Below are 5,792 nucleotides of genomic sequence, written 5' to 3' on the forward strand. Positions count from 1 at the left end.
GGGGTCCCGGAGGACGGAATGGCGTGGCCGGGCGGCGGCACGGGAGCGGCGCGGGACGGGGGAGCGGGCAGCGTCCCGGAGACGGCCCTGCCCGGCAGCGTCGTCTCGTTCGGCGTCCGTGGTGCCGGTGTGGCCGGGGTCCACGTGCCCGGGGCGGGCGAGTGCCGGGGCCGGGCACGCACGGTCGTCGAGGGGGGTGTGACCTGGGGGCCGGAACCGGTGCCGCACGGCGTCGTGCTCCCGGCCGGGGCGGTCGGGCGATGGTGCTCGGGGATGTCAGGCCTGCCGCTCATACCGGATGGCCGCCTCCTCCTGTTCCGCCTGTGGTGCCGGGTGTCGTCACACCGGCCGCGAGTCCCCGGCCCCCGTCCAGGGACGGGGCCGCGGCTCCGCCGGTGTGTCGTCCGGGGAACTCACGCCAAGCAGAGTAGGAGTTGAACGCCGCTCCGGCGGCTCAGGACAGCAAACGATCATCCGGATTCACCCTGTCGGGGCCCCTACCGAGCGGTATCGGCCCGGTACCGGTACCCCCGGTGCCGCCCCCGCCCGTCCCGACGGCGGCACCCGGTGCTCGGTCAGCCGCCGCTGCGGTAGCGCTCCTGGGTGGAACGCAGCGCCTGCACGGCCACCGCGCCGGATCCTCCGCCCAGCAGGATCGCCAGCACGTCCAACGGCACGCCGCCGAGGGAGAACAGCAGGGCGAGCACGGCGACCCCGGTGGTCCCGGCCGCGACCGGAACACGCGAGCGCACGTACCGGGCGACGGGTGCGCCGCCCGCCCGCTTGGTGGCGGCACTGTTCAGCATGGCGAGATACCCGCCGTGGACCAGCGTGGCCAGCAGGCCCGCGAGAGCGACCACGAACGCGAGCACGTCGATGATGGTGTCCATGCCTCCAGTGTGCCGCCGCGGGCGACACCGCCGGTGGCAGCGCGCGGGGCGGATCGGTGGCCGGGCCCGGACGGCCGGGTCAGCGGCCGAGGCGCCCGCGGCCGAGTTCGAGCAGGGCCATCGCGAGCTGCCTGCCCTCCGGCCCCAGTTCCCGGTAGCGCGCCAGCACGTCCATCTCGCGGTTGTAGACGATGCGGGTGCCGCCCGCCGCCATCCGCGCCGCGCCGATCCGGCGGGAGACCTCGGCCCGGCGCTTCACCAGCCGCAGGATGTCCGCGTCGAGTTGATCGATCTCCTGCCGGAGCGCGTCGACCTCCTCGGGCGTCTCGGGGACTCCGGTGGAGTCGGGGACTCCGGGGGTTTCGGGGGTCTCGGCCGTCTCGTCGACCTTCGCGTTCATCATGACCTCCGCTGGTCGGAGAGTCCGTGTCTCGGCCCGAGGCGAGGAAAGCCCCGGGTCCGTGGACTCCGGGGCTTCGTGATGACTGCTGGGCACTACACGATCACGGGAGCCGGAGCCCGGTTCCCGTAGAAAAATCGGAACGCGTCGTACCGCACAGGGCCAGTATGCCACACGGTCCCGGTGTCGGGGGCCCCAGGTAGGTTGGACGCCACGATGAGCACCCTGTTCGACCTCCCCCCGGAACCCCGTCGGCACCCCGGCCTGCTCGACGACCTCAACCCCGCGCAGCGCGCCGCGGTGGAGCACGCGGACTCACCGCTGCTGGTGGTCGCGGGCGCGGGTTCGGGCAAGACCCGCGTGCTGACCCGGCGCATCGCGTACCTGCTCGCCGAACGCGGGGTCCATCCCGGTCAGGTCATGGCGATCACGTTCACCAACAAGGCCGCGGCGCAGATGCGGGAGCGGGTGGCCGAGCTGGTCGGCAGGCGGGCGAACGCGATGTGGGTGTCGACGTTCCACGCGATGTGCGTACGCCTGCTGCGGCGGGAGGCCGCGACGCTGGAGATGTCGTCCAGCTTCTCCATCTACGACGCCGACGACAGCAGGCGGCTGATGACGCTGGTCGGCCGGGATCTCGACCTGGACCCCAAGCGGTACACGGCCAGGGCGCTGACCACGCACGTGTCGAACCTGAAGAACGAGCTGATCGACGCCGACGCCGCGGCGGAGTCCGCCACCACGGACTTCGAGCGTCGGGCGGCCGAGGCCTACCGCGAGTACCAGCGCAGGTTGGCGCAGGCGAACGCGATGGACTTCGACGACCTCATCATGCGCACGGTCGAGCTGTTCCGGGCGTTCCCCGCGGTGGCCGAGCACTACCGGCGCCGGTTCCGGCACGTGCTGGTGGACGAGTACCAGGACACCAACCACGCGCAGTACACACTGGTCCGGGAGCTGGTGGGCACCGCCGCCACGGAGTCCGGGGTCGAGCCCGCGGAACTGTGCGTCGTCGGGGACGCCGACCAGTCGATCTACGCCTTCCGCGGCGCCACCATCCGCAACATCGAGGAGTTCGAACGCGACTTCCCGTCGGCGCGCACGATCCTGCTCGAACAGAACTACCGCTCGACGCAGACCATCCTGTCCGCCGCCAACGCGGTCATCGCCCGGAACCCGAACCGGCGGGACAAACGGCTGTGGACCGACGCGGGCGAGGGCGAACGCGTGGTCGGCTACGTCGCCGACACCGAGCACGACGAGGCGGCGTTCGTCGCCTCGGAGATCGACGCGCTCGTCGACGAGGGCGACACGGACTACTCCGACGTGGCCGTGTTCTACCGCACCAACAACCAGTCCCGGGTGTTCGAGGAGATCTTCATCCGGCTCGGCCTGCCCTACCGGGTGGTCGGCGGGGTGCGGTTCTACGAACGGCGCGAGGTCCGCGACGCGCTGGCCTACCTGCGGGTGCTGGCCAACCCGGAGGACACGGTGAGCCTGCGGCGCATCCTGAACGTGCCCAAGCGCGGGATCGGCGACCGTGCCGAGGCGGTGCTCGCCACACACGCCGACCGGGAACGGATCTCGTTCGCCGCGGCGTTGCGGGAGGCGGCGAACGGTGGGGTGGAGCCGCTCAACCCCCGTTCCCGGAAGGCGGTCACCGCGTTCGTGGAGCTGCTGGACGGGCTGGCCGAACTGGTCGACGCGGGCACCGAGGTGGCCGAGGTGCTGGAGGCGGTGCTCGACCGCACCGGCTACCGCGCGGCGCTGGAGGAGTCGAACGACCCGCAGGACGCCTCGCGCGTCGAGAACCTCGACGAGCTGATCACCGTGGCGCGCGAGTTCACCGAGTTCGCCCGTGGCGCCGCGGCGGGCTCCGCAGACGGGGACACCGCCGGGGATGGAGGAGGGGACGACACCGCTGACGGGGACACCGCCGGTGGGCAGGTCGTCGTCGAGGGGGACGACACCGGGGGAAACGACACCGTGGAGGTGCCCGAACCCGGTTCGCTGGCCGCCTTCCTGGAGCGGGTCTCGCTGGTCGCCGACGCGGACTCGGTGCCGCAACCGGACGGCGCCGACGAGGCCGAGGGCGAGCCGGACGACGACCGGGGCGTGGTCACGTTGATGACCGTGCACACGGCCAAGGGGCTGGAGTACCCGGTGGTGTTCTGCACCGGCTGGGAGGACGGCGTGTTCCCGCACCTGCGGGCGCTGGGGGAGCCGAAGGAGCTGGCCGAGGAACGCAGGCTGGCCTACGTGGCGATCACCCGCGCCCAGCGCCGGCTGTACGTCTCCCGCGCGCTGGTGCGCACGGCCTGGGGGCAGCCGGTGAGCAACCCGGCCTCCCGCTTCCTGGACGAACTGCCGGAGGAGTTCCTGGACTGGCGCAGGCGCGAGCCGTCGGGCGGGGGCAACGGCTCCCCCAGGGCGGCGAGCAGCTGGAGCAGCAGGCTCGGGGCCGGGTCCGCGGGCGGTGCCGGTGCCGGTGCCGCCAACGGCTCCCGGACGACGTTCGGTGGCCCGGGCCGCACCGACTGGAAGAACACCGTGGCGCTCAAACTGGACGTCGGTGACCGGGTCAACCACGACAAGTACGGGCTCGGCACCGTCGTGGCCACGGAGGGCAGCGGCCCCAGGGCGACGGCGACGATCGACTTCGGCGCCGCGGGTACCGTTCGTCTGATGCTGATCGGCAGTGTCCCGCTGACCAAGCTCTGACCCCGGGCTCCCGCGGCGTGGTGCGCGCCCTCACCGGGACCGGCTCACCGGATCCGACGTGGTCCGATCCGGTGAAGTCCGTCCGGAGAGACGATTCTGTCGGCCCCCTCCGCTAGAGTGGCGATCGAACAGAGGTTCGAACGTCGGGAGCGAAGGGGGCGCGCGGTGGCACACGGGGTCCGGGACACGGGGACGGCGGTCACGGGACGGCCGGGACCGGTCGGTGGTTCAGACGTACACGCCGCGTTCGGCCAGCCAGGCCCTCGGATCCACCTTGGACCCACCGATCCACACCTCGAAGTGCAGGTGCGGTCCGGTGGACTGGCCCCGGTTGCCCATGACGGCGATCTGCTCGCCCGCCTCGACCCGCTGGCCGACGGAGACCGAGTAGCTGTCGATGTGCCCGTACACGTGGATCGTGCCGTCGTCCTGCTGCACCTTGACCCACAGGCCGAAGCCGCTGGCCGGCCCGGCCTCGATGACGGTGCCGTCGCCTGCGGAGAGGATCGGGGTCCCGATCATGTTGGCGATGTCGATGCCGTAGTGGGTCGTGCCCCACCGGGCGCCGAAACCGGAGGTGAACAGGCCCTGGGCGGGGGAGACGGTCTTCGGTCGGGCGGCCTCTTCCGCGGCCTTCCGGGCCGCCTCGGCCTCGCGCTCGAGCCGGGCCTGGGTGACCTCGGCGCTCTCGGCGAGCTTGCGGGCCTCGGCGTCGGCGTCGGTGCTGCGGGACTGCTGGAGCAGCACGGGCGCGCTGGTGCCGTCACCGCCGGTGCCCGACGCCTCGGGCTCGGCGGTGAGTGCGGTACTCGCGTCGCTGGCGTTGGCCAGCGGGGTCACGTCGGTGTGCGACTCGGCGGAGTCGCGGGAGTTCTGCAGGGTCTGACCGGCGGCTGCCGCGGCGAATGCGCCCGCCGCGACGGCGGCGACGACGACCCGGCCCCGCAGTGCGGACGAGGGTGCGGGAAGCCGGTGCGAACCCCGGACCCGAACGACCGCACCGTCCAGTGCTTCTTCGAGCGCCGGGGAAGTAGCTTGGCCGCCGGGGGAGCGGTGTCGAGCCAAGACTGCGCCTTCCGTTACTCGGGGAAGTCAGGTCCAGACGCCGGGCGGGGGATCCCGGTGAGCGGTGTCGGGGTACCGCTCGTGACACGGCGAGTCCCGAAGGTCTCGCCGGGCCAGCCTGTTCGTGACCTGACCGTAATGGGGACTGCGGGACAGTAACCAGACGGTCGCGCCGGGGGCAAGGCGCCGGTCGCGTCCGGACGGTCGAGTCGCGTGCGCGTGGCTCCGGTGGCGGAGCAACAGCGCACGGTAGACAGGGTTTTCTCAGGGTAGAGTGACGTGAGTCACAGTTTGGCAACCGGGGGTTTGGACCGGCGTTCGCCGGGGGCCGGACGCCGTCCGCCGTGGAGTGGACCGGTCCCGCCTCCGGCACCCGACGAACGGGCGCCGGAGGAGCGGTCTGGCTACTCTCGTCGGTGCATCCGCCGAGGCCGACGGTGCCGGGGCCACGGGCCTGCACCGGGAACGGAGGTGAACGATCGGAGCACGACGAGGGACCAGGGCCGATCCGCGTCCACCGGAACCGTCCGCCCCCGGTGCGCCGCCGGGGGACGAACGGGACGCACCGCACGGGGCCGTGCTGATCCCCGCGCTCGCGTGCGGGGCACTCGCCGCGCTGCTGCTCTCCCTCGGCGCCGTCCTGCCGGTCGTGCGCGGCGCCGAGCCCGGCTTCGCGGCCGCCGGGTGGCTGATCGCCCTCGCGCTGCTGCCGATCG

The 5,792-nt window shown here is 72.7% G+C and carries 4 protein-coding genes; 1 reads left to right on the forward strand and 3 read right to left on the reverse strand.

The window, feature by feature from the left end:
• Window positions 1-575: 575 nt before the first annotated feature.
• Window positions 576-890 carry a hypothetical protein gene (locus SACPADRAFT_RS0208420; RefSeq protein WP_007026189.1) on the reverse strand — a complete coding sequence of 105 codons (315 nt, stop codon included), beginning with the start codon at window positions 888-890 and terminating at the stop codon, window positions 576-578.
• Window positions 891-969: 79 nt separating this feature from the next.
• Window positions 970-1,290, reverse strand: coding sequence for a chorismate mutase (locus SACPADRAFT_RS0208425; protein ID WP_007026190.1), 321 nt, complete (start codon window positions 1,288-1,290; stop codon window positions 970-972).
• Window positions 1,291-1,506: 216 nt separating this feature from the next.
• Between SACPADRAFT_RS0208425 and SACPADRAFT_RS0208430 the strand changes: the two genes are divergently transcribed.
• Window positions 1,507-4,011 (forward strand): UvrD-helicase domain-containing protein, encoded by a 2,505-nt coding sequence (locus SACPADRAFT_RS0208430; protein WP_007026191.1) that lies wholly within the window; start codon window positions 1,507-1,509, stop codon window positions 4,009-4,011.
• 228 nt (window positions 4,012-4,239) lie between these two features.
• Here the strand turns inward: SACPADRAFT_RS0208430 and SACPADRAFT_RS0208435 are convergent, their stop codons facing one another.
• Window positions 4,240-5,076 carry a M23 family metallopeptidase gene (locus SACPADRAFT_RS0208435; RefSeq protein ID WP_007026192.1) on the reverse strand — a complete coding sequence of 279 codons (837 nt, stop codon included), beginning with the start codon at window positions 5,074-5,076 and terminating at the stop codon, window positions 4,240-4,242.
• Window positions 5,077-5,792: the final 716 nt, after the last annotated feature.

The organism is Saccharomonospora iraqiensis subsp. paurometabolica YIM 90007 (genome assembly GCF_000231035.2).
Taxonomy (GTDB): Bacteria; Actinomycetota; Actinomycetes; order Mycobacteriales; family Pseudonocardiaceae; genus Saccharomonospora; species Saccharomonospora paurometabolica.